Below are 23,172 nucleotides of genomic sequence, written 5' to 3' on the forward strand. Positions count from 1 at the left end.
ATTCTCAACTTGTTGTGAACCGTATGCAAAAGCATAGTCCGCGCTGGGTAATACGCCGCAAAGTAAGGAATTTTTAACGCCATTTTGCCGTCAGGTTGCCTATACTCCACCCAGGACTAAGAGAGGATGAGTATCATGAGTACACCATTGTTAATTGCCAGGACGCTGGAGAAAGAGCTGTTTTTACTGCCTGCGATGGCGAACCGTCACGGCCTGATCACCGGCGCCACCGGGACGGGGAAAACCGTTACCCTGCAGAAGCTGGCCGAATCGCTCTCTGAGATTGGCGTGCCGGTCTTTATGGCCGATGTAAAAGGCGATTTAACCGGTGTGGCTCAGGAGGGGGCACCCTCAGAAAAACTCCTTGAGCGTCTGAAAAATATCGGCGTCAATGACTGGACGCCGCACAACAACCCGGTAGTTGTCTGGGATATCTTTGGTGAGAAAGGTCATCCGGTACGTGCCACCGTCTCCGATCTTGGCCCGCTGCTGCTGGCCCGTCTTCTGAATCTCAACGATGTCCAGTCCGGGGTGTTGAACATCATCTTCCGTATTGCCGACGATCAGGGGCTGCTGCTGCTCGATTTCAAAGATCTGCGCGCCATTACCCAATACATCGGCGATAACGCTAAATCCTTCCAGAACCAGTACGGCAACATCAGCAGTGCCTCCGTGGGGGCCATTCAGCGCGGGTTACTGACGCTGGAGCAACAGGGTGCAGAGCATTTCTTCGGCGAGCCGATGCTCGATATCAAAGACTGGATGCGCACTGACAGCAACGGCAAAGGCATCATCAACATTCTGAGCTCAGAGAAGCTCTATCAGATGCCGAAACTCTACGCCGCCAGCCTGCTGTGGATGCTCTCTGAACTTTACGAACAGCTGCCGGAGGCGGGCGACCTTGAGAAGCCGAAGCTGGTGTTCTTCTTCGACGAAGCGCACCTGCTGTTCAACGATGCGCCGCAGGTGCTGCTCGACAAGATCGAGCAGGTTATCCGGCTGATCCGCTCCAAAGGCGTCGGCGTGTGGTTTGTTTCGCAAAACCCGTCGGATATCCCCGATAACGTGCTGGGGCAGCTCGGTAATCGCGTCCAGCACGCCCTGCGCGCCTTTACGCCAAAAGATCAGAAAGCCGTCAAAGCTGCCGCACAAACCATGCGCGCGAACCCGGCCTTTGATACCGAAGCGGCGATTCAGGCGCTGGGTACCGGTGAGGCGCTGATCTCCTTCCTGGATGCCAAAGGCAGCCCGTCCATTGTGGAACGCGCCATGGTGATTGCCCCTTGCTCGCGAATGGGGCCGGTAACGGACGATGAGCGCAACGGACTGATTAACCACTCCCCGGTTTACGGGAAATACGAAGATGAAGTGGATCGCGAATCTGCCTTCGAGATGCTGCAAAAAGGGGTACAGGCCACCACCGACTCGCAGGACGCCCCACCCGCCAGGGGGCAGTCAGTCGCGGTGGATGACGGCATTCTGGGTGGGCTGAAAGACATTTTGTTTGGCAGTACCGGGCCGCGCGGCGGCAAGCGCGATGGCGTTGTGCAGACAATGGCGAAAAGCGCCGCGCGGCAGGTCACGAATCAGATAGTGCGCGGCATGCTGGGGAGTCTGTTAGGCGGTCGCCGCCGGTAGCGGAGCGACCCACGGCCGTCCCAGCGCCGAGCCCTGCACACCGTGCTCATGCAGATAGCGGTCAATCTCCACCATCCCCGTCCAGCGGTTCTCACACCATAGCGGTGCCAGAAGCGTTGGACGGCGGGCGCTGGCGGAGATACGGTGATAGACAATTTCGGGCGGCGTATGACGGATCATCTCCCCTGCCGTTACCGTATACTCGTCGAGTGCGATGCCGTTTAACCGCCCGGCTTGCCAGGCTTTGGCCATAATGCTGCCCTGCACAATATGCAGCGGGTGCAGCTTGATCCCGTCCACGCCTGTCTCAACGACTTTTTCCAGCGTCTCCAGGCCATGCTGCTGCCCTTCTCCCGGCAGGCCGACAATCAGATGCGTGCAGACTTTCAGGCCACGTTCGCGGGCCAGGCGGGTGGTGCGCTGATAGCAGGCAAAATCATGGCCGCGATTAATACGGTGCAGGGTTTTGTCATGCGCGCTTTGCAGGCCTAGTTCCAGCCAGATCTCATAGCCCTGCTCTTTATACTCGCTGAGTAAATCCAGCACCGCGTCGGGCACGCAGTCCGGACGCGTACCGACACACAGTCCGACAATGTTCGCCTGAGCGACCGCCTGCTGATACATCGAACGCAGCACCTGCACTTCCGCCCATGTGCTGGTGTAGGCCTGGAAATAGGCCAGATACTGCTTTGCCCGGTTCACAAGACGGGCCTGATGCGCGAGCTGTTCCGCGATAGATTTATGCTGCTGCGCCTCGTCCGCAAAGGAGGCCACGTTACAGAAGGTGCAGCCGCCGCGCCCGAGCGTACCATCGCGATTCGGGCAGCTAAAACCGCCATGCAGCGTCAGCTTGTGAACCTTTTGCCCGTAGCGCTGCAAAAGATCCCCACCAAACATATTGACTAATTTCTGTAACTGCATAATCTGATAGACCGTCCCGAAGAAAGGGGACAAGCCTGCCATTTTTAGCCACCATCGGCGATGACCTGGATCAATCGCCCTGGCTGGCCTTTATCTATTTGAATAACTACTCAAGATTACTGCAATTTCATTCACACCAAATGTGATTACTTTTCCTTATGTTCTGATTGTTTTTTTTATTTATAACGCCAGCACTGAAAAACAGTGACTTTATGCGGGTTTAAACCGCACAGCAGTTTATTATCCTGTAAAAAAACCGGCATTCAGCACGCTACATCAATAATACCGCTTTCATATAGTGAGTAAGATCACACTCCGCTGCGACTTCGCAGGGCGCTTAGTGGTTGTAAAAATAGTTAAATATCTTTTAAATACAATGCATTATCTTCTCTATAGCACATTTTTGTATAAATAAGAATGCCATTTGACCTGTGTACCAATTCCCGATAAGTTGGAAATCCGCTGGAAGCTTTCTGGATGAGCGGCCTGCTCATCATATTTATGCAGTAATTGAGATTCCCTCTGAAGCAAGTCCTCAAACTTGTTTACCTGCGCGAAAGGATGAAAAGAGGGCGAATGCGAGGTCCGCGTATGAAACGCAAACCCCGTCGCCATGCTCTTTCTGTGCCTGTGCGCCACGGTTCAGTGGGAAGCCCGACGAGCCTGGGGAGGTTCACTGATATGTTGTACGATAAATCCCTTGAGAAGGATAACTGTGGTTTCGGCCTGATCGCCCACATAGAAGGCGAACCTAGCCACAAGGTAGTGCGTACTGCTATTCACGCACTGGCCCGTATGCAGCACCGTGGTGCCATCCTTGCCGATGGTAAAACCGGCGACGGTTGCGGCCTGCTGCTGCAAAAACCGGATCGTTTCTTCCGTATCGTGGCGGAAGAGCGCGGCTGGCGTTTAGCCAAAAACTACGCTGTCGGTATGCTGTTCCTGAATCAGGATCCTGAAAAAGCTGCCGCCTCACGCCGCATCGTTGAAGAAGAACTTCAGCGTGAAACCCTTTCTATTGTCGGCTGGCGCGATGTGCCAACCAACGAAGGGGTGCTCGGTGAAATCGCCCTCTCCTCGCTGCCTCGTATTGAACAGATTTTTGTTAATGCGCCTGCGGGCTGGCGTCCACGTGATATGGAACGCCGTCTGTTTATTGCCCGCCGCCGCATTGAAAAACGTCTCCAGGACGACAAAGAGTTCTATGTCTGTAGCCTCTCGAACCTGGTGAACATCTATAAAGGTCTGTGTATGCCGGCTGACCTGCCGCGCTTCTACCTGGACCTGGCGGACCTGCGTCTGGAATCAGCCATTTGCCTGTTCCACCAGCGCTTCTCCACCAACACCGTTCCACGCTGGCCACTGGCACAGCCGTTCCGCTATCTGGCGCACAACGGCGAGATCAACACCATCACCGGTAACCGCCAGTGGGCGCGCGCCCGTACCTATAAGTTCCAGACCCCACTGATCCCGGACCTGCATGATGCTGCGCCGTTCGTTAACGAAACCGGTTCTGACTCCAGCTCCATGGATAACATGCTGGAGCTGCTGCTGGCAGGCGGCATGGATATCGTGCGTGCCATGCGTCTGCTCGTGCCACCGGCCTGGCAGAACAATCCGGATATGGATCCGGAGCTGCGTGCATTCTTTGACTTTAACTCCATGCACATGGAGCCATGGGATGGCCCGGCGGGCATCGTCATGTCCGACGGTCGTTTTGCCGCCTGTAACCTGGACCGTAACGGTCTGCGTCCGGCGCGCTACGTCATCACCAAAGACAAGCTCATCACCTGCGCCTCAGAAGTCGGTATCTGGGATTACCAGCCTGACGAAGTGGTTGAGAAAGGCCGTGTTGGGCCGGGCGAGCTGATGGTTATCGATACCCGCGGTGGGCGTATTCTGCACTCCGCTGAAACAGACAACGATCTGAAGAGCCGCCATCCCTATAAAGAGTGGATGGAGAAAAACGTGCGCCGTCTGGTGCCGTTCGAAGATCTGCCGGACGAAGAAGTGGGCAGCCGCGAGCTGGACGACGATACGCTGGCAAGCTTCCAGAAGCAGTTTAACTACAGTGCGGAAGAGCTGGATTCCGTCATCCGCGTGCTTGGTGAAAACGGCCAGGAGGCTGTCGGCTCCATGGGTGACGATACCCCGTTTGCCGTGCTCTCCAGTCAGCCACGTGTAATTTATGACTACTTCCGTCAACAGTTTGCACAGGTGACCAACCCGCCAATCGACCCGCTGCGTGAAGCCCACGTCATGTCATTGGCAACAAGCATTGGTCGCGAGATGAACGTCTTCTGCGAGGCAGAAGGCCAGGCTCACCGCCTGACCTTTAAATCTCCGATCCTGCTTTATTCCGATTTCAAACAGCTCACCACGCTGAAAGAGGATCACTACCGTGCAGACACGCTCGATATTACCTTCGACGTGACCGAAGCGACCCTCGAAGAGACGGTGAACGCGCTGTGTGATAAAGCGGAACAGATGGTGCGTAACGGCACCGTTCTGCTGGTGCTGTCTGACCGTAACATTGCGAAGAACCGCCTGCCGGTGCCTGCGCCAATGGCGGTGGGGGCTATCCAGACGCGTCTGGTCGATAAGAGCCTGCGCTGCGACGCCAACATCATTGTTGAAACCGCAAGCGCACGCGATCCGCACCACTTTGCCGTGCTGTTAGGCTTTGGTGCGACGGCGATCTATCCATACCTGGCCTACGAAACGCTGGCTCGTCTGGTGGACACCCGCGCGATCGACAAAGATTATCGTACCGTGATGCTGAACTACCGTAACGGCATCAACAAAGGTCTCTACAAAATCATGTCCAAAATGGGCATCTCGACCATCGCCTCTTACCGCTGCTCGAAGCTGTTTGAAGCGGTTGGCCTGCATAACGACGTGGCAAACCTCTGCTTCCAGGGCGTGGTCAGCCGCATCGGTGGAGCCGGTTTTGCCGACTTCCAGCAGGATCTGGTGAACCTGTCTAAGCGCGCCTGGCTGGCACGTAAGCCGCTGGAGCAAGGTGGTCTGCTGAAGTACGTTCACGGTGGCGAGTATCACGCCTACAACCCGGACGTGGTGCGCACGCTGCAGCAGGCCGTACAGAGCGGCGAGTACAGCGATTATCAGCAGTATGCTGAGCTGGTGAACAACCGCCCGGCAGCCACGCTGCGCGATCTGCTGGCGCTGAACCCAGGTGATGAAGCGGTCAGCATCGACGACGTAGAGCCTGCGTCTGAGCTGTTCAAACGCTTTGACACCGCTGCGATGTCCATCGGCGCATTAAGCCCGGAAGCCCACGAGGCGCTGGCCGAAGCGATGAACAGCATCGGCGGTAACTCTAACTCCGGTGAAGGCGGTGAAGATCCTGCCCGCTACGGCACCAACAAAGTGTCCCGCATCAAGCAGGTGGCATCCGGTCGCTTTGGCGTCACGCCAGCGTACCTGGTCAACGCCGACGTCATTCAGATTAAAGTCGCTCAGGGGGCAAAACCGGGCGAAGGCGGTCAGTTACCGGGTGATAAAGTCACCCCGTACATCGCCAAACTGCGTTACTCGGTACCGGGCGTGACGCTGATCTCCCCGCCGCCGCACCACGATATCTACTCTATCGAGGATCTGGCGCAGCTGATTTTCGACCTGAAACAGGTAAACCCGAAAGCGATGATCTCCGTGAAGCTGGTTTCCGAACCGGGCGTCGGCACCATCGCGACCGGTGTGGCGAAAGCCTATGCGGATCTCATCACCATCGCCGGTTATGACGGTGGTACTGGTGCAAGCCCGCTCTCTTCCGTGAAATACGCGGGTTGTCCGTGGGAGCTGGGCCTGGTGGAAACCCAACAGGCGCTGGTGGCAAACGGTCTGCGTCATAAGATCCGTCTGCAGGTGGACGGCGGCCTGAAAACCGGCCTCGACATCATCAAAGCGGCGATTCTGGGTGCGGAAAGCTTCGGCTTTGGTACCGGCCCGATGGTTGCGCTGGGCTGTAAATACCTGCGTATTTGCCACCTGAACAACTGTGCGACCGGCGTTGCAACCCAGGACGAGAAGCTGCGTAAGAACCACTATCACGGCCTGCCGTTCAAAGTGACAAACTACTTTGACTTCATCGCCCGTGAAACCCGCGAGCTGATGGCGCAACTGGGTGTAAAACGTCTGGTGGATCTGATTGGCCGTACCGACCTGCTGAAAGAGCTGGACGGTTTCACTGCCAAACAGCAGAAACTGGATCTGGGCAAGCTGCTGGAAACGGCCGAGCCGCATCCAGGTAAGGCGGTCTACTGCACCGAGAACAACCCGCCGTTCGACAATGGCGTGCTGAACGCGCAGCTGCTGCAGCAGGCGAAGCCATATGTTGATGAGAAGCAGAGTAAAACGTTCTGGTTTGATATCCGCAACACCGACCGCTCTGTGGGTGCGTCGCTCTCTGGTTACATCGCGCAAACGCACGGCGATCAGGGGCTGGCAGCGGATCCGATCACCGCGCACTTCAGCGGTACGGCGGGTCAGAGCTTCGGCGTGTGGAATGCTGGCGGCGTTGAGTTGTACCTGACTGGCGATGCTAACGACTACGTCGGTAAAGGCATGGCGGGTGGTCTGCTGGCGGTGCGTCCTCCGGTGGGCTCTGCCTTCCGCAGTCACGAAGCCAGCATCATCGGTAACACCTGCCTTTACGGCGCGACCGGTGGCCGTCTGTTTGCCGCGGGCCGTGCGGGTGAGCGTTTTGCGGTGCGTAACTCCGGTGCTATCACCGTGGTGGAAGGCATTGGCGATAACGGCTGTGAATACATGACGGGCGGGATTGTTTGCGTGCTGGGTAAAACCGGCGTGAACTTTGGCGCAGGTATGACGGGCGGTTTTGCATACGTCCTGGATGAAGATGGTGAGTTCCGCAAACGCGTGAACCCAGAACTGGTGGAAGTGCTGGACGTTGATACGCTGGCGATCCACGAAGAACACCTGCGCGGTTTGATTACCGAACACGTGCAGCATACCGGTTCTTCGCGCGGCGAAGAGATCCTGGCGAACTGGCCGGCGTTCTCTGCGAAATTCGCGCTGGTTAAACCGAAGTCCAGCGATGTTAAAGCCCTGTTGGGTCACCGTAGTCGTAGCGCAGCAGAGCTGCGTGTGCAGGCGCAGTAAGGAATTCAGATGAGCCAGAACGTATACCAGTTTATCGACCTGCAGCGTGTTGATCCGCCAAAGAAACCGCTGAAGATCCGTAAAATTGAATTTGTAGAAATCTATGAGCCGTTTTCAGAAGGCCAGGCCAAAGCACAGGCAGACCGCTGCCTGTCCTGCGGTAACCCTTACTGTGAGTGGAAATGTCCGGTCCATAACTACATCCCTAACTGGCTGAAGCTGGCCAACGAAGGGCGTATTTTTGAAGCCGCCGAGCTTTCTCACCAGACCAACACCCTGCCAGAAGTGTGCGGCCGCGTGTGTCCGCAGGACCGTCTGTGTGAAGGCTCCTGTACGCTGAACGACGAGTTTGGCGCGGTGACCATCGGTAACATTGAGCGTTACATCAACGATAAAGCGTTTGAGATGGGCTGGCGTCCGGATATGACCGGCGTGAAGCAAACCGATAAGCGCGTGGCGATCATCGGCGCGGGTCCGGCGGGCCTGGCCTGTGCGGATGTCCTGACCCGTAACGGCGTGAAGGCGGTGGTCTTTGACCGTCATCCGGAGATCGGCGGCCTGCTGACCTTCGGTATCCCGGCCTTCAAGCTGGAGAAAGAGGTTATGACCCGTCGCCGTGAAATCTTCACCGGCATGGGCATTGAGTTCAAACTGAATGTAGAAGTGGGCCGCGACGTGCAGCTCGACGAGCTGCTGAAGGATTACGACGCCGTATTCCTGGGCGTGGGTACCTATCAGTCCATGCGTGGCGGGCTCGAGAACGAAGACGCGCCAGGCGTGTACGACGCGCTGCCGTTCCTGATTGCCAACACCAAACAGATCATGGGATATGGCGAAACGGCTGACGAGCCTTACGTCAGCATGGAAGGCAAACGCGTGGTGGTGCTGGGCGGTGGTGACACCGCGATGGACTGCGTGCGTACCTCCATTCGTCAGAACGCGGCGCACGTAATCTGTGCTTACCGTCGTGACGAAGAGAACATGCCGGGCTCAAAACGCGAAGTGAAAAACGCGCGTGAAGAGGGCGTGGAGTTCCAGTTCAACATCCAGCCTCTGGGTATTGAAGTGAATGCCAACGGTAAAGTGAGCGGCGTGAAGATGGCGCGCACCGAGATGGGTGCCCCGGATGCCAAAGGCCGTCGTCGCGCGGAGATCGTGGCTGGTTCTGAGCACGTGATCCCGGCTGACGCGGTCGTCATGGCGTTCGGTTTCCGTCCTCACAGCATGGAGTGGCTGGCGAAGCACAGCGTTGAGCTGGATTCGCAGGGTCGTATTATCGCGCCAGAAGGCAGCGACAATGCGTTCCAGACCAGCAACCCGAAAATCTTCGCCGGTGGTGATATCGTTCGTGGTTCTGACCTGGTGGTGACGGCAATTGCCGAAGGCCGTAAGGCGGCAGACGGTATACTGAACTATCTGGAAGTGTAAAAAATGGCCCGGCGATTGCCGGGCCAACTTTTATTTTTTAAGCAGTTGCCAGGTTAAATCGGTCTCCAGCGCGGTTTGATCCGAAATATGGTTAAACGCGCTGTCATTGAGCACCGGGAAAATGGTGACGGTAAAGTTCATCTGCTGGCCGCTGGGTACCCTGCCGTTTTCAACCGCCACGACAGCCTCGTTATTGCGGATATAGAGCGATGACCCGTTATCAGTATCCGGCGTAAAATTCACCTGATCCGTTGTTTTCCCTACGTTGTAGCTTTTACCATCCAGCGTCAGGTTGCTGACCTTTATCGCCACACCGCCGTTCTGACCAAACTGAAAACGCCCTTTCTGACCAGAAGCCCCCTGTAACAGCGTCGCCATCTGCTGTTTTTCCGGGCAATAGACGCTGACATTTATGTCTTTTTCCGGCATTTTGTTCCAGCTCTGCTGGCTGGTGACAATGCTGTCACGCCGCATCTGGTGATAATCCACAACCGGCTGAGAGAGCGTTAGCTGACAATCGTCAGCATAAGAAAGGCACGGCAAAGCAAGCAGCAATAGCGCAGCCAGACGTTGAATGTTCATCGACATACTCCGTTAACTTCTTCGTAAAACGCGTCTTCGTCGTGCTTTTCAGGAAGCGTAAAATCAAGTTTGCACAGACGGTTATTGTCATCATCAACGGCATAAAGCGCGCTAATCTGATCGGCATCGTTCAGGAAGACATGTCCGTCATCAACCACCGTCACCACGTAGTTATTTTTATCATCCACCACCGACAGACCTTTCGTCAGCGGCTTCCCGTCGGCCTGCTTAATACGTAACATCACGCGGCGGCTGTTCAATACTTTAAAGCTCACTTCGCTTACCGAGCCATGTGCAGCAGCAATATATTTGGTCCCGTTCGCCAGGGTCATGCTCTGCGGTAGCTTGTTCGCATCCACTTCGATACGTGAGTTACGCCATTCAGTCAGGCCGGGAATGACAGCCTGGCCCCAGCGGTCGGTCCAGACGGTGCCCTGCGGCGTAGTGATCTCAACGCCCGCTTTCGGTTCGCTGAGTCTGGCGATGGCAAACGTGTCCTTGATGGAATACGGCGAGAAGGTCACACCGTCTTTGTGCATCGCAATGCCGCCAGACAGGGTCGCATTGTAGTTACGCTGATGATCGCCGCTGGTACCGCCCCCGACGCTAAGCTGGGTGTAGTGAAGATTAGTGTTGATGTTGCCGTTGAAGCTGTTTTCCTGTGATTCGTCATCACGATCGGCAGAAATATAGTAGTTGGTGTTCTCCCCCAGCGACCCGCTGTTCGCCAGACCATAGCTGGTGCTGTCGCCCTGCTTACGCATATACGAACTCAGGCTCTGCGAACCGCCTAACGGAATGCTGAGGTTGATATAGAGCAGATCGTCGTCCTGGTCGTCACCCGTGCTGCCCACTGCGCTTTGCCAGTTCACGTTGATTGAAGCGTATTTGAAGGTTTTCCCCCACGACAGAAGCAAGTAGCGGGAATCTTCGCCGTCTCCTGCGGCCTGGTTGTAGCTCAGGCCCGCGCTAAATGCCCCGGCCAATTCTGTGGACCAACGTACGTTGGCCGAATAACTGTTGTCATAGCCCTGATAATCATCATCCATGGCATCTGCGAGTTCACGGTAATCACCGCTGTAATGCGCCACGCTGGCAGACAGGCCGACATTCTCAGTCAACGAGTAATCGCTCTGGAGTTCGTTTTTGATACCGTTATCACTGTCGCCAAATTGCGCGTTGCTGGCGGCCATACTGGTTGAGACGTTCCAGCCATCGGTAACCATAAATTCTGTGCGCGCCCCCGCGGCCTGATAATCTTCGGCTACCACGCCGGAGGCAAGCAGGTTCATCCAGGGGAAAATTCGCCAGCCATCGGATACGTTGAACACCAGCGGATCGCTGTAGTCACTGTCTATACCACGCACCTGGCCCGCCGAAACGGTCAGGCCGTTTGGTTTTGAAAGATTTCGGGCTTTTACAGATGCGGCGGGAACAATATAGTGGTTGGTCGAACCGTCGGACTCCACAACGGTGACGTCAAGATCGACGTTGTTACGGACCATCGGGACGTCATCCAGCGTGAACGGGCCCGCCGGTACTAACGTGTTAAAAATGAGTCTTCCGTTTTGACGCACTTCAACGCGCGCCTGCGAGGTTCGGGCAATACCGGATACGCTCACCCCCGAACTGTCTTTCTGCAGACCACTGGTCGGCATTAACTGCACACCGGTAATCGGGACGCCGCTTAACACATCTGACATGGCGTTAATTTCCCCCACCTGCATGGTCAGGCGTTGAGGAACAAACACATGCTCTGCGTAGGTATAAATACTCTCTGCGTTTCGGTTGCCGTTGTCATCCGTCAGGATATAGCGGCTGCGTAGCGACCAGTCCATCGCGTTGAAGCCCGCCTCCAGGCTTGCCTGTGAGTAACGGTTACTGCTGCTGTCACTTCCGCTGTATTCGTTTTTGGTGCTGAAGAGCGAGTAATTAAGCATGCCTGCCGTGCCGCCATGCTGGAAATTTTTGACATCAGCGCTCAGGCTGTTAAGTGCTTCCGCTGGCAGATAAAGCTCGACCGCTTCCTGGTTTGGCAAGGGATTGATCACCGCCTGAGCGTAATCGCTACGCAGATCATGGCAGGTCTCATTCGCCTTTATGGGCACCGGCATGAGACCTGCAAATTCCAGGAAGTCGTTATCAACGCACATCGTTCCGTCTTCACTGAAGCGTACGGCCGCTGTTCCGCGATCGTTACCGTTCACTTTGACAGAAACGGAATGCGTCCCCGGTAAAAAGCGCGGCGCTTGTGCAAAATAGCGGTTTAGATCGGCCCCAAGACCACGTGATTTCAGGATATCAGTATCAAACGTCACCTCCCTCGCGTGGAGGGAGGGAGCATCAAGCAACATCAGAGGTATTGCGCTATAAATCACAGCGCGCACAAAAAGTGCAAGTTGGCTTTTTTTACGCACCGCCATAATCCTTTATTTTTTATTGAGATCCGAGATAAAGCTGGGCACTTCGACCCCATAGCGGCTGGCCGGGAAAAACTTCACTTTCGTGTTTCCACTGACGGATTTGCCCATAGAAACCGTCATGGTTTCACCGGGTAAAATGTAGGTTTTGGCAAGCGATCCGCTGATGCCTGAAGGCTGCAGCACCACGTTCTGTGCCAGACGCACAACATATTTGCTTGGGTTTTTTACCGTGACGGACGTGCCTGACGCGGTCCATTCGAGGAATTTCCACGCATCGGTTACCACGGCCAGCTTCGCAGGGCGAATCAGTACGGGCAGGTCCTGACGAATATTGATGCCAATTTTCACTTTATTGTCATCGCTCTTCGGCGGGATCCCTTCGAAGGTCACACGCTTGTAGTGCTCAACGTCCAGCGGTTTGCTGGTTTGCAGGATGAAGCGCAATTGCTGAGTCTGACCGGGCTCGAGACGTACCACGGGCTGAGTGGTGACAAGTTTCAGGCCTTTATCATCCGGCAGATCCACCACGTCGGTGTACAGTAGCGACGGATGGCTATCGGTATTTTTGACGTTGATGGTGCCACTGTGGGTCGCTTCATCAATCACCAGCAGACTGGTTTCTGGCACCATACCGGCTGCATGTACGCCAAACTGTGCAGAGAATAAAGCTGCGGCAGCGAGTGTTTTAAATAAAACCTTTTTAGAGCATGTCATATGTATATTCCTTGAAAGCACTACTTAACATTCCGTGTTGATGGCGCTTATTTTTGAGAGAAAGGGTGTTCCCTCTGCATTAAATTTAACTCACTTTAAATTTGAAAGAATTACAGATACTTTAGGCTGATCGTCAACTGACCATCCAGCCGGGTATCATCGGTAATGGCAAGCGTTGTGGTATTCTGAATAGCCAGAGACGTTACCAGCGGAAATGTTGCAGTCTGGAAAGCAAGCGGGTCAATACTTCCCGCTAATGCGACGGTAATATTACGATTATTTTCACCCTGGCTTGAACCATCAGTACTCTTAGCCCAGGTCGTTGAGCCATTCTGCTGATATATTGGATCGACAGATTTTCCGTCTGCTGTAACGCTATTCACCTTCATAAACATGGCATAAGAGCCAATATTTACCGTGCCTGCTTTGCCAACGCCATAGGTCTGGTTAGTCGCACTCTGTGCCCCACCCGTAAATGTACCGGCAGAAACGGTTAATCCTGCGTTAGAGTCGGCGCGATCGTCTATCATATTCCAGGCCACTTTTGTTGCTGCCGTGCAGGTAATGGTGAGATCGATATTCCGTTGCCCTAACTGGTTCACCGCCGTAGAGGACAATTCACCTAAGCGGATATTTCCATAGTCCACCACGCCGCCATTGCTAAATTCAGGAGTACAGGCCGAGGCTGTCAGCGTCCCTTTAATTTTCAATATCGCGGTTTCAGCGGCAAACGTAGAGTTTACGCAAAGGAATAATGCTGTAGCCAATAGAATTTTTTTCACGAGTTAATCCATAACTTATGATTTAAAGAAAATAAAATTCGACTGAATTCATCCTTGATAGTCGCTATTACCTCCGTTTGCAAAATGCATGGTGCGATAATATAGAAATCATAAATACATGCAACTTAGGTTTATTAACTTTTCTTTTTAGATTTACTCAAACAATAGGCAGGGTTTATAAAACAGAGGTTTCCAGTTCTTTTTAGACCATTTGTATTCAGAATAATTATTGCTTGCGATGATTTATTTTCGCTGGCTTTGTATTCCAAAATTTCTGTCATATAGAATAAAGCATTGCACTGTCTTAATTTTGTACAAATCTATACATAGAAAAAATATTCGTTCAACAGGCGCTTAATCTTTACATCGACAAAAAAAATCCAGCCGACTGAGGAGGGCTGGATTTTATAATGGATGACGCTTATTTTACCACTCTGAGAGCCGGACGCCCGCCGCGTGGTGGCGGATCGTCATCAGGATCGTTTTCATCCTGGCGGTCAGGTTTGTCGCCGTCAATAACCGACATCACCGTGTCGCTGTCTCGCTCCCCGGTTGCATCGTCTTCATTCAGGCTGGCAACGTCTTCATCGTAAGCCGCTTCCGGCTCGAACATCGTACCCGCGCCGTTTTCCCGCGCGTAGATAGCCAGCACCGCGGCCAGCGGCACGGAAACCTGACGTGGTACGCCGCCGAAACGCGCGTTAAAACGCACTTCGTCGTTCGCCAGTTCAAGATTACCCACCGCACGGGGGGCAATGTTCAAAACGATCTGTCCGTCACGCGCGTATTCCATCGGAACCAGCACGCCCGGCAACGTCACATCCACAACCAGGTGCGGCGTGAGCTGGTTATCCAGCAGCCATTCATAGAAGGCGCGCAGCAGATACGGACGGCGTGGTGAAAGTTGTGACATTTCCACAGTCATTAGCCTCGGCCGAGACGCATTTCACGTTCCGGTTCAGTTAAGGATGCCAGGAAGGAGTCGCGTTCAAAGACGCGGGTCATATAGCCTTTCAGCTCTTTTGCGCCCGGGCCGCTGAATTCAACGCCAAGTGTCGGCAGGCGCCACAGCAGCGGTGCCAGGTAGCAGTCCACCAGGCTGAACTCATCGCTCAGGAAAAACGGTTTCTGGCCGAACACAGGGGCAATCGCCAGCAGCTCTTCACGCAGTTGTTTACGTGCAGCGTCTGCTTCTGAAGCAGAGCCGTTTTCGATCACGTTCATCAGCGTGTACCAGTCTTTCTCGATACGCTGCATGTACAGGCGGCTTTCGCCACGCGCAACAGGGTAAACAGGCATCAGCGGTGGATGCGGGAAACGCTCATCCAGGTATTCCATAATGATACGGGATTCCCACAGGGTCAGCTCGCGATCCACCAGCGTTGGTACACTTTGGCTCGGGTTGAGATCGATCAGATCCTGAGGTGGGTTATCCTTTTCCACATGCTCGATCTCAAAACTGACACCCTTCTCGGCCAGCACGATACGAACCTGATGGCTATAAATGTCAGTAGGACCAGAAAACAGCGTCATTACCGAACGTTTGTTGGCAGCGACAGCCATGAAAACCTCCAGGTATATTCAGAATTTTTACTGCTACCGGCCCGGTGGGGCCAGCCAGATGATGTAGCGCCCATCCCAGAGAAGACACATTGTTCAAGAATCGAACAAAAATCGAGTATTCACCGATATTTGGGCAGAAAATTGGATGATAGTTTACCAGATTTTGATGGCTTTGTGGTGAGGGGATTCTGGAAATGCGGAAAAAGAGGAGATATATGCATTGATAATGTGGATAACCTGAGCATTACCCATAAAAAAACCCGCCGAAGCGGGTTTTTCGCCAATCGTTCTGCGTGAGCAGAAAATGATTAACGTTTGGAGAACTGTGGACGACGACGTGCTTTACGCAGACCCACTTTCTTACGTTCAACCTGACGAGCGTCACGAGTAACGAAGCCAGCTTTACGCAGTTCAGAACGCAGGGATTCGTCGTACTCCATCAGAGCGCGGGTGATACCGTGACGGATCGCACCTGCCTGACCGGAGATACCACCACCTTTAACGGTGATGTACAGATCCAGTTTTTCTACCATATCAACCAGTTCCAGCGGCTGGCGAACTACCATGCGGGCAGTTTCGCGACCGAAGTACTGTTCCAGAGAACGCTGGTTGATTACGATTTTACCGTTGCCCGGTTTGATGAACACGCGAGCTGCGGAACTTTTGCGGCGACCAGTGCCGTAGTATTGATTTTCAGCCATTGCCTATAATCCCGATTAGATGTCAAGAACTTGCGGTTGCTGTGCCGCGTGGTTGTGCTCGTTACCTGCGTAAACTTTCAGTTTACGGAACATAGCACGACCCAGCGGGCCTTTTGGCAGCATGCCTTTAACCGCGATTTCAATCACACGCTCAGGACGGCGAGCAATCATCTCTTCAAAGGTCGCTTCTTTGATACCACCGATGTGGCCAGTGTGGTGGTAGTACATTTTGTCTTCGCGCTTGTTGCCGGTTACAGCAACTTTTTCTGCGTTCAGAACGATGATGTAGTCACCAGTATCAACGTGCGGAGTGTATTCCGCTTTGTGCTTACCGCGCAGGCGACGAGCCAGTTCAGTAGCCAGACGGCCCAGAGTTTTACCGGTCGCGTCAACAACATACCAGTCGCGTTGTACGGTTTCTGGTTTAGCTGTAAAAGTTTTCATTAAAAGCTTACCCAAATAATAAGTTACACGTTGGTGAACACCCAAACGTTTAGTCAGTTGAGGTTCACACGACAAAGTCCGGCAAACCTACCCCTTCGAATAGCTCATGCCGACACATAGAAAGTTTCGGGAAAAAAACCTTCTCGTAACGTGGGGTCGCAAGATTATAGAGAAGTTGAGGTCAAAGATCGACCCTTAAATGTGATTTGGAATGGGTTTTTCGGGGGGCAAGTTTTTGCGGTCCGGTGCCCTCACCCCCAGCCCCTCTCCCACGGGGAGAGGGTAGCATTTAAGGCATATGCTCCAGCTTCAGATACTCCTCGCTCTGCATCTCCTGCAGGCGCGACAGGCAGCGCTGGAACTCAAACTTCAAACGTTCCCCCTGATACACCTCATATAAAGGCACCTCGGCGCTCACCACCAGCTTGACGTGGCGTTCGTAAAACTCGTCCACCAGCGCAATGAAGCGTCGCGCTTCGCTTTCCATCAGCCGTGTCATGACGGGTACATCCAGCAGCATCACCGTGTGGAACAGGCGCGAAAGGGCGATGTAGTCGTGCTGACTGCGGGCATCCACGCACAGCGTCGCAAAAGAGACCGCCAGCGTTTGGTTTTCAACACCGAGCGTAGGCAACGGACGATGGTTAATCTCCAGCGTCGGGGCGTTTTCGCGCTTTGCTCCCGCCAGCGCCAGCCACAGTTTATCCATCTGGCGGGTGGTCTCGGCATTCAGCGGTGAGAGCCACAGGTGCGCCTGAGTCAGCGTGCGCAAACGGTAATCCACGCCCGCATCAACATTCATAATGTCACAATACTGTTTGATGGCATCAATGGCAGGCAGGAAACGCGCCCGCTGGAGGCCGTTACGATACAGCTCATCCGGCGGAATATTCGAGGTGGCGACCAGCGTGATGCCGCGGGCAAACAGCGCTTTCATCAGGCCGCCCAACAGCATGGCATCGGTGATATCCGAAACAAAAAACTCATCGAAACAGAGGACGTCCGTTTCGGCCTTAAACCTGTCAGCCACAATATCCAGCGGATCGCTTTTGCCCTGCAGCGCCGTTAACTCTTCATGCACCCGCAGCATAAAGCGGTGGAAATGCAGGCGTTGTTTACGCTCACCCGGCAGGCTCTGATAAAACAGATCCATCAACCAGGTTTTCCCGCGACCGACACCGCCCCACATATATAAACCGCGTGCCGGAGCGTTAGCCTGTGGCTCTTTTTTTCCGAGCAGTCGGCTCAATGCCGCCTTCAGCCCACCGCTCTGCCCTGATTCCGCAGGTTTTGCCGTAAGCTCATGGAAAAGGGTATCCAGACGGTTAACCGCTTCACGTTGAACGTCATCCGGCTGATGTGAGCCCTCGTCCAGGGCCAGTTGATATCGCGATGCGGGGGACAGGTTTTGCATAATCTTGTTGTTATTCCTTCAATTAAACCTCATCAGCAGGCGTGACTGATGAAAAAAAGGCCGTTCTACACTACGCGATGATACGTCAGGATTCCACTTCTGCAGAAATAGCGGTTATAGTGGCAATATCAGGCACAGGCAGGAGCCGAGCCAACACCCTACGGAACAACAAGACAACGGGAGAAGTTCATGACCTGGGAATATGCGCTAATCGGTTTAGTCGTCGGCATCGTGATCGGTGCTGTGGCCATGCGTTTCGGTAATCGCAAATTGCGTCAGCAGCAGTCACTGCAATACGAACTGGAAAAGAACAAAGCCGAGCTGGAAGAGTACCGCGAAGAGCTGGTCAGCCACTTTGCCCGTAGCGCTGAGCTGCTGGACAACATGGCGACCGATTATCGCCAGCTGTATCAGCACATGGCAAAAAGCTCCAGCAGCCTGCTGCCGGAAATGACCGCGGAAACCAACCCGTTCCGCAACCGTCTGGCAGACTCTGAGGCCGGTAACGATCAGGCCCCTGTTCAGATGCCTCGCGACTATTCTGATGGCGCGTCCGGCCTGCTGCGCGGCGGTGTTAAGCGCGATTAATCACACAACCTGAAATTATTTTACGGGCGCAGCGATTGCGCCCGTCCTTTCTTCCTGACCCCAGCTATTATTTAGGTAAACACCTCATTGTTCAGCGGTTTAAAATTCAATAACATCAACGTGTTTTTGGGCCCGTTTTTTCCTTTACTCCAGGTTACGAGAGTCAGCATCGATGAAGAAAAAGAACCAGCTGTTGAGCGCGTTAGCGTTAAGTGTCGGGTTATCTCTCTCGGCGTCCTTCCCTGCCTTTGCCGCCCTTCCCTCGCAGGTGCCGGGCCAGACGGCGATTCCGAGCCTCGCACCCATGCTGGAAAAAGTGTTGCCTGCGGTAGTCAGCGTGCAGGTAGAAGGCACTGCCGTGCAAAGCCAGCGCGTACCTGAAGAACTGAAAAAATATTTTGGCGATGAGTCGCCCGACCAGCAGGCTCAGCCTTTTGAAGGGCTGGGCTCAGGCGTCATCATTGATGCGGCCAAAGGCTATATTCTGACCAACAACCACGTTATCAGCCAGGCCGATAAAATCAGCGTGCAGCTGAATGATGGTCGGGAATTTGATGCCAAATTGATCGGCGGCGATGACCAGAGCGACATCGCTCTGTTGCAGGTGCAAAACCCAAGTAATCTGACCCAGATTGCCATCGCCGACTCCGACAAACTGCGCGTCGGCGACTTTGCTGTTGCCGTGGGCAACCCCTTTGGTTTAGGACAAACGGCGACCTCCGGGATCATTTCCGCGCTGGGGCGCAGCGGCCTGAATCTTGAAGGCCTGGAAAACTTTATCCAGACCGATGCCTCAATTAACCGCGGGAACTCCGGCGGGGCGCTGCTGAACCTTAACGGCGAGCTGATTGGTATTAACACAGCAATCCTCGCGCCAGGTGGCGGCAGCATCGGGATCGGGTTTGCCATTCCCAGCAATATGGCCAAAACGCTGGCACAGCAGCTTATCCAGTTTGGTGAAGTCAAACGCGGCCTGTTGGGCATCAAAGGGATGGAGATGAGCGCCGATATCGCAAAAGCGTTCAACATCAACGTGCAGCGCGGTGCGTTCGTCAGTGAAGTGCTGCCCAATTCCGGCTCGGCAAAAGCGGGCATTAAATCAGGTGATGTGATCGTCAGCCTGAATGATAAGCCGCTGAGCAGCTTTGCAGAGCTGCGCTCACGTATCGCCACCACCGAACCGGGCGCCAAAGTGAAGCTGGGCCTGATTCGTGACGGCAAACCGCTGAATGTGGAAGTGACGCTGGACAAGAGCACCTCTTCCTCCGCCAGTGCGGAGCTTATCGCCCCTGCACTGCAGGGCGCGACCCTCAGCGACGGGCAGCTTAAAGACGGCACCAAAGGCATCAGCATCGATACCGTAGAGAAGAGCAGCCCTGCCGCGCAGGCGGGATTGCATCAGGATGATGTGATCATCGGCGTGAATCGCACCCGCGTGCAGTCTATCGCTGAGCTGCGCAAGGTGCTGGAAAGTAAACCAACGGTCATTGCCCTGCAAATTATGCGCGGCAACGAATCTATCTATATTCTGTTGCGCTAAGCATTTGCTATCCCGGGTATCACCGCCGCGTGTGATGTCCGGGATAACTCATGTTATGCTGCAAACCGTTCCTTTTTTAACGACACGCGCATCATGCTTTTAAAGCTCTTTCGTTCCATTGCCATCGGTTTGATTGTTGCGGGCCTGCTGTTAGCGGCCATGCCGTCTTTACGCCAGTTCAACAAGCTGTCGGCTCCCCAGTTTGACAGCGCGGATGAAACGCCTGCCACCTATAATCAGGCCGTTCGCCGTGCCGCACCCGCAGTGGTGAACGTCTACAACCGTGGTCTTAACAGTTCAGCCCATAACCAGCTGGAGATCCGTACCCTCGGCTCCGGCGTGATTATGGACGATCGCGGATACATCATTACCAACAAGCACGTGATCAACGATGCTGACCAGATCATCGTCGCACTTCAGGATGGCCGCGTGTTTGAGGCCTTACTTGTCGGCTCTGACAGCCTGACCGATCTGGCCGTGCTGAAAATCAACGCCACCGGCGGGCTGCCCGTGATTCCGATCAACCGTAAACGCACTCCGCACATTGGCGATGTGGTTCTGGCTATCGGTAACCCATACAACCTGGGGCAGACCATCACCCAGGGGATCATCAGCGCCACGGGTCGCATCGGTCTGAACCCATCGGGACGGCAGAACTTCCTGCAAACCGATGCCTCCATCAACCACGGGAACTCCGGCGGTGCGCTGGTCAACTCGCTGGGCGAGCTTATGGGTATCAACACCCTCTCCTTCGATAAAAGCAACGATGGCGAGACGCCGGAAGGGATCGGCTTTGCCATTCCGTTCCAGCTGGCAACCAAAATTATGGACAAGCTGATCCGGGACGGTCGCGTGATCCGCGGTTACATCGGGATTGGTGGTCGCGAAATTGCTCCTATGCATACGCAGGGTGGCGGGATCGATCAGATTCAGGGGATTGTGGTTAACGAAGTGGCGCCTGGTGGACCGGCTGCCAATGCGGGCATTCAGGTTAATGATGTCATTCTGTCGGTCAACGGCACACCGGCGGTCTCTGCGCTTGAGACGATGGACCAGGTGGCAGAAATTCGCCCGGGTTCCATCATCCCGGTTGAAGTCATGCGCAACGATAAGAAACTGACGCTGCATGTGACCATTCAGGAATACCCGGCCACCAACTGACGGGCATAAAAAACGGAGCGTAGCGCTCCGTTTTTTTTACCGGGACAAGATCACTTGTTAACGAACTCTTCGCCCAGCGTGATATCTTTCTTCAGCGTGTCCAGCATGCCTTCCATCGCGTTTTGTTCAAACGCGCTCAGCGTGCCAATTGGCTTACGCTCTTCGATACCATTTTTACCGAGCAGCAGCGGCTGGGAGAAGAAGCGCGCGTGTTCGCCATCGCCTTCAACATAAGCGCATTCAACCACGCCCTTCTCGCCCTGCAGCGCGCGAACCAGTGACAGACCGAAACGTGCAGCCGCCTGGCCCATAGACAGCGTTGCAGAACCGCCACCCGCCTTCGCTTCCACCACTTCGGTGCCTGCGTTCTGGATACGTTTGGTCAGGTCAACCACTTCCTGCTCGGTGAAGCTCACGCCTGGGATCTGCGACAGCAGAGGCAGAATTGTCACACCAGAGTGACCACCGATGACCGGCACTTCAACTTCCGTAGGCTGCTTGCCTTTCAGCTCAGCCACGAAGGTGTTAGAACGGATGATATCCAGCGTGGTCACGCCGAACAGTTTGTTCTTGTCGTAAACGCCTGCTTTCTTCAGTACTTCTGCCGCAATAGCGACCGTGGTGTTCACCGGGTTAGTGATGATACCGATGCACGCTTTCGGACACACTTCAGCGATCTGCTGCACCAGGTTTTTCACGATGCCTGCGTTGACGTTGAACAGGTCGGAACGATCCATACCTGGCTTACGCGCCACACCAGCGGAGATCAGCACAACGTCAGCACCCTGCAGCGCAGGACGCGCGTCTTCGCCGGAGAAGCCTTTGATGTTAACGGCGGTCGGGATGTGGCTCAGGTCAACCGCCACACCTGGGGTTACCGGAGCAATGTCGTACAGGGAGAGTTCTGAGCCTGAAGGCAGTTGGGTTTTCAGTAGTAGGGCAAGCGCCTGGCCGATACCACCAGCAGCGCCGAGGACTGCGACTTTCATCCTAAACTCCTTATTATGGTTAACTTAAGTATCTGTAAATCCGTTGCGGCGACCTTAATTCAGCAGGTAATTAATTACAATTTTCGTAGCTAAAGAATTTGAGGTCACGCGACTTTCTCTCTTCCCAGAAGACTCTCTGACAACAGACGGCAACGAATTAAGAGGTGGTTACAATACACCCTGCCACGCCACCAAAACAACATCATTTTGATAACATTTAATTTACTTTTAAGCTTATTTGCGTGGCGTGACCCAGGCATGTTTTCCGATAACGAAATCTGATAATATTACTCCCTTTCATAACATTATTTCAGGCTACTGCCTGGTAGATAATTTGCATAAAAATTCATCCACATGCATAATAATGTTGTTTCTATCGTCATATTCCGGGTGACTTATGCGAAGCTCGTCTAAGCAAGAAGAATTAGTAAAGGCGTTTAAAGCGCTACTCAAAGAAGAGAAATTCAGTTCTCAGGGAGAAATTGTTCAGGCGCTGCAGGAACAAGGCTTCGACAATATCAACCAGTCGAAAGTATCCCGTATGTTGACCAAATTTGGCGCGGTGCGTACCCGTAACGCCAAAATGGAGATGGTCTATTGCCTGCCAGCTGAACTTGGCGTGCCGACAACCTCCAGCCCGCTGAAGAACCTGGTTCTGGATATCGACCACAACGATGCCGTTGTGGTGATCCACACAAGCCCTGGCGCCGCACAGCTGATTGCCCGCATGCTGGACTCTCTGGGTAAAACGGAAGGGATTCTCGGTACCATCGCCGGTGATGACACCATCTTTACCACGCCAGCCAACGGCTTTTCGGTGAAAGATCTCCACGAGGCGATCCTGGTTCTGTTCGAACAGGAGCTGTAATCCTCTCTCCCCGTAGCGTCGCTACGGGGTTCATTCTGCCCCCGCTGCGTTTTCCCCTGTTTTCTCCTGTCCTCAATTTAACAAATAGTGCTTTTTACCACTAATTAACATTCAGCCAGTGAATGATAAATCAAAGAATCGCACAAAATATCAAAATCATTTATCCATATGATTTACTTAGATATAACACGCAAACGTGTACAGAAAATAACCAACATTATGCCATTAGGTTATAAAAATTGCGCTGTTTAACACGTAATCACCCATGAAACAA

Annotated in this window: 18 protein-coding genes; 7 read left to right on the forward strand and 11 right to left on the reverse strand. The window is 54.0% G+C overall.

Translation table 11 applies throughout. The features are described 5' to 3' along the window. Positions 1-135: 135 nt before the first annotated feature. Entirely contained in the window at positions 136-1,638 is a 1,503-nt protein-coding gene (locus tag ACQG19_RS22240) for a helicase HerA-like C-terminal domain-containing protein (RefSeq protein ID WP_013098956.1), read from the forward strand. On the opposite strand, the gene ACQG19_RS22245 is transcribed toward ACQG19_RS22240, so the two are convergent. Next, positions 1,618-2,559, reverse strand: coding sequence for a TIGR01212 family radical SAM protein (locus tag ACQG19_RS22245; protein WP_095908469.1), 942 nt, complete (start codon positions 2,557-2,559; stop codon positions 1,618-1,620). The genes ACQG19_RS22240 and ACQG19_RS22245 overlap by 21 nt on opposite strands. Before the next feature lie 681 nt (positions 2,560-3,240). On the opposite strand from ACQG19_RS22245, the gene gltB reads away from it, so the two are divergent. Both gltB and gltD read left to right on the forward strand, forming a co-directional pair. Further along, the gene (gltB, locus tag ACQG19_RS22250) at positions 3,241-7,701 is read left to right on the forward strand and encodes a glutamate synthase large subunit (RefSeq protein ID WP_013098958.1); all 4,461 of its coding nucleotides are present in this window, start codon (positions 3,241-3,243) and stop codon (positions 7,699-7,701) included. A 9-nt stretch (positions 7,702-7,710) separates the two neighbouring features. Continuing rightward, a complete protein-coding gene (gene gltD, locus ACQG19_RS22255; protein ID WP_045293557.1) occupies positions 7,711-9,129 on the forward strand; it encodes a glutamate synthase subunit GltD in 1,419 nt (472 codons plus the stop codon). Positions 9,130-9,159: 30 nt separating this feature from the next. On the opposite strand, the gene ACQG19_RS22260 is transcribed toward gltD, so the two are convergent. The 9 genes from ACQG19_RS22260 to zapE form a co-directional block, all read right to left on the reverse strand. Then, positions 9,160-9,711: a membrane protein gene (locus ACQG19_RS22260; protein ID WP_013098960.1), complete on the reverse strand. Its 552-nt coding sequence runs from the start codon at positions 9,709-9,711 to the stop codon at positions 9,160-9,162. Continuing rightward, positions 9,708-12,134, reverse strand: a complete 2,427-nt coding sequence (locus ACQG19_RS22265) for a fimbrial biogenesis outer membrane usher protein (protein WP_058679449.1) — start codon at positions 12,132-12,134, stop codon at positions 9,708-9,710. The genes ACQG19_RS22260 and ACQG19_RS22265 overlap by 4 nt, the downstream gene beginning before the upstream one ends. A 6-nt stretch (positions 12,135-12,140) precedes the next feature. Next, positions 12,141-12,848, reverse strand: coding sequence for a fimbria/pilus chaperone family protein (locus ACQG19_RS22270; RefSeq protein ID WP_038420707.1), 708 nt, complete (start codon positions 12,846-12,848; stop codon positions 12,141-12,143). Between the two features lie 110 nt (positions 12,849-12,958). Next, complete coding sequence (locus ACQG19_RS22275; RefSeq protein ID WP_038983653.1) at positions 12,959-13,630, reverse strand: DUF1120 domain-containing protein; 672 nt, start codon at positions 13,628-13,630, stop codon at positions 12,959-12,961. A 421-nt stretch (positions 13,631-14,051) separates the two neighbouring features. Further along, entirely contained in the window at positions 14,052-14,549 is a 498-nt protein-coding gene (sspB, locus tag ACQG19_RS22280; protein ID WP_013098964.1) for a ClpXP protease specificity-enhancing factor, read from the reverse strand. A gap of 5 nt (positions 14,550-14,554) precedes the next feature. Continuing rightward, on the reverse strand, positions 14,555-15,193 hold the full coding sequence (gene sspA, locus ACQG19_RS22285) for a stringent starvation protein SspA (RefSeq protein WP_013098965.1): 639 nt from the start codon (positions 15,191-15,193) through the stop codon (positions 14,555-14,557). A 308-nt stretch (positions 15,194-15,501) separates the two neighbouring features. After that, the gene (rpsI, locus tag ACQG19_RS22290) at positions 15,502-15,894 is read right to left on the reverse strand and encodes a 30S ribosomal protein S9 (RefSeq protein ID WP_000829818.1); all 393 of its coding nucleotides are present in this window, start codon (positions 15,892-15,894) and stop codon (positions 15,502-15,504) included. Positions 15,895-15,909: 15 nt separating this feature from the next. Then, entirely contained in the window at positions 15,910-16,338 is a 429-nt protein-coding gene (gene rplM, locus ACQG19_RS22295) for a 50S ribosomal protein L13 (RefSeq protein ID WP_013098967.1), read from the reverse strand. 289 nt (positions 16,339-16,627) lie between these two features. Further along, positions 16,628-17,752 (reverse strand): cell division protein ZapE, encoded by a 1,125-nt coding sequence (zapE, locus tag ACQG19_RS22300; RefSeq protein WP_095908339.1) that lies wholly within the window; start codon positions 17,750-17,752, stop codon positions 16,628-16,630. Between the two features lie 189 nt (positions 17,753-17,941). On the opposite strand from zapE, the gene zapG reads away from it, so the two are divergent. The 3 genes from zapG (at position 17,942) to degS (ending at position 21,041) form a co-directional block, all read left to right on the forward strand. Continuing rightward, on the forward strand, positions 17,942-18,340 hold the full coding sequence (gene zapG / locus ACQG19_RS22305) for a Z-ring associated protein ZapG (RefSeq protein ID WP_008502832.1): 399 nt from the start codon (positions 17,942-17,944) through the stop codon (positions 18,338-18,340). 172 nt (positions 18,341-18,512) lie between these two features. Continuing rightward, a complete protein-coding gene (gene degQ, locus ACQG19_RS22310) occupies positions 18,513-19,880 on the forward strand; it encodes a serine endoprotease DegQ (RefSeq protein WP_013098969.1) in 1,368 nt (455 codons plus the stop codon). A gap of 93 nt (positions 19,881-19,973) precedes the next feature. Beyond that, positions 19,974-21,041, forward strand: coding sequence for an outer membrane-stress sensor serine endopeptidase DegS (gene degS / locus ACQG19_RS22315; protein WP_013098970.1), 1,068 nt, complete (start codon positions 19,974-19,976; stop codon positions 21,039-21,041). Positions 21,042-21,091: 50 nt separating this feature from the next. Here degS and mdh read toward each other — a convergent pair whose 3' ends face one another. Next, positions 21,092-22,030 carry a malate dehydrogenase gene (gene mdh / locus ACQG19_RS22320; protein WP_013098971.1) on the reverse strand — a complete coding sequence of 313 codons (939 nt, stop codon included), beginning with the start codon at positions 22,028-22,030 and terminating at the stop codon, positions 21,092-21,094. Positions 22,031-22,427: 397 nt separating this feature from the next. Between mdh and argR the strand changes: the two genes are divergently transcribed. After that, entirely contained in the window at positions 22,428-22,898 is a 471-nt protein-coding gene (argR, locus tag ACQG19_RS22325) for a transcriptional regulator ArgR (protein WP_013098972.1), read from the forward strand. Positions 22,899-23,172: the final 274 nt, after the last annotated feature.

This window comes from Enterobacter cloacae complex sp. 277I4, from assembly GCF_050031465.1.
GTDB classification, from domain to species: domain Bacteria; phylum Pseudomonadota; class Gammaproteobacteria; order Enterobacterales; family Enterobacteriaceae; genus Enterobacter; species Enterobacter cloacae.

What these genes read in the sequence shown, in the direction of transcription:
- ACQG19_RS22240 (WP_013098956.1), top strand. Translation starts at nt 136, where the DNA reads ATGAGTACACCATTGTTAATTGCCAGGACGCTGGAGAAAGAGCTGTTT.
- ACQG19_RS22245 (WP_095908469.1), bottom strand. Translation starts at nt 2,559, where the DNA reads ATGCAGTTACAGAAATTAGTCAATATGTTTGGTGGGGATCTTTTGCAG.
- gltB (WP_013098958.1), top strand. Translation starts at nt 3,241, where the DNA reads ATGTTGTACGATAAATCCCTTGAGAAGGATAACTGTGGTTTCGGCCTG.
- gltD (WP_045293557.1), top strand. Translation starts at nt 7,711, where the DNA reads ATGAGCCAGAACGTATACCAGTTTATCGACCTGCAGCGTGTTGATCCG.
- ACQG19_RS22260 (WP_013098960.1), bottom strand. Translation starts at nt 9,711, where the DNA reads ATGAACATTCAACGTCTGGCTGCGCTATTGCTGCTTGCTTTGCCGTGC.
- ACQG19_RS22265 (WP_058679449.1), bottom strand. Translation starts at nt 12,134, where the DNA reads ATGGCGGTGCGTAAAAAAAGCCAACTTGCACTTTTTGTGCGCGCTGTG.
- ACQG19_RS22270 (WP_038420707.1), bottom strand. Translation starts at nt 12,848, where the DNA reads ATGACATGCTCTAAAAAGGTTTTATTTAAAACACTCGCTGCCGCAGCT.
- sspA (WP_013098965.1), bottom strand. Translation starts at nt 15,193, where the DNA reads ATGGCTGTCGCTGCCAACAAACGTTCGGTAATGACGCTGTTTTCTGGT.
- rpsI (WP_000829818.1), bottom strand. Translation starts at nt 15,894, where the DNA reads ATGGCTGAAAATCAATACTACGGCACTGGTCGCCGCAAAAGTTCCGCA.
- rplM (WP_013098967.1), bottom strand. Translation starts at nt 16,338, where the DNA reads ATGAAAACTTTTACAGCTAAACCAGAAACCGTACAACGCGACTGGTAT.
- zapE (WP_095908339.1), bottom strand. Translation starts at nt 17,752, where the DNA reads ATGCAAAACCTGTCCCCCGCATCGCGATATCAACTGGCCCTGGACGAG.
- zapG (WP_008502832.1), top strand. Translation starts at nt 17,942, where the DNA reads ATGACCTGGGAATATGCGCTAATCGGTTTAGTCGTCGGCATCGTGATC.
- degQ (WP_013098969.1), top strand. Translation starts at nt 18,513, where the DNA reads ATGAAGAAAAAGAACCAGCTGTTGAGCGCGTTAGCGTTAAGTGTCGGG.
- degS (WP_013098970.1), top strand. Translation starts at nt 19,974, where the DNA reads ATGCTTTTAAAGCTCTTTCGTTCCATTGCCATCGGTTTGATTGTTGCG.
- mdh (WP_013098971.1), bottom strand. Translation starts at nt 22,030, where the DNA reads ATGAAAGTCGCAGTCCTCGGCGCTGCTGGTGGTATCGGCCAGGCGCTT.
- argR (WP_013098972.1), top strand. Translation starts at nt 22,428, where the DNA reads ATGCGAAGCTCGTCTAAGCAAGAAGAATTAGTAAAGGCGTTTAAAGCG.